The sequence below is a fragment of the Bacillus nitratireducens genome (assembly GCF_001884135.1).
Lineage (GTDB): Bacteria > Bacillota > Bacilli > Bacillales > Bacillaceae_G > Bacillus_A > Bacillus_A nitratireducens.
Map to the genome: position 1 here is coordinate 1 of NZ_MAOC01000013.1, position 500 is coordinate 500.

The following is a 500-nucleotide window of genomic DNA, read 5'->3' on the forward strand; positions in this document are numbered from 1 at the left end:
GGTAACACGGGCGCTACCGGTGCCACTGGACCTCAAGGTGTTCAAGGTAACACAGGTGCTACTGGTGCCACTGGATCTCAGGGTATTCAAGGTGACACTGGCGCTACCGGTGCCACTGGACCTCAAGGTGTTCAAGGTAACACTGGTGCTACTGGACCTCAAGGCGTTCAAGGTAACACTGGTGCTACTGGACCTCAAGGTGCTCAAGGTAACATGGGTGCTACTGGTGCCACTGGACCTCAAGGCGTTCAAGGTAACACGGGTGCTACTGGTGCCACTGGACCTAGAGGTAACACAGGCGCTACTGGTGCCACTGGACCTCAAGGTGTTCAAGGTAACACGGGCGCTACTGGACCTCAAGGCGTTCAAGGTAACACGGGTGCTACTGGTGCCACTGGACCTCAAGGTATTCAAGGTAACACGGGCGCTACTGGACCTCAAGGTGTTCAAGGTAACACGGGTGCCACTGGATCTCAAGGTGTTCAAGGTAACACGGGCGC

General features: G+C 56.0%; 1 protein-coding gene. It reads left to right on the forward strand.

The window, feature by feature from the left end; translation table 11 throughout:
- A partial coding sequence (locus tag BAU23_RS04510; RefSeq protein WP_131802503.1) for a collagen-like domain-containing protein occupies positions 1–500 on the forward strand: 500 nt, incomplete at both ends.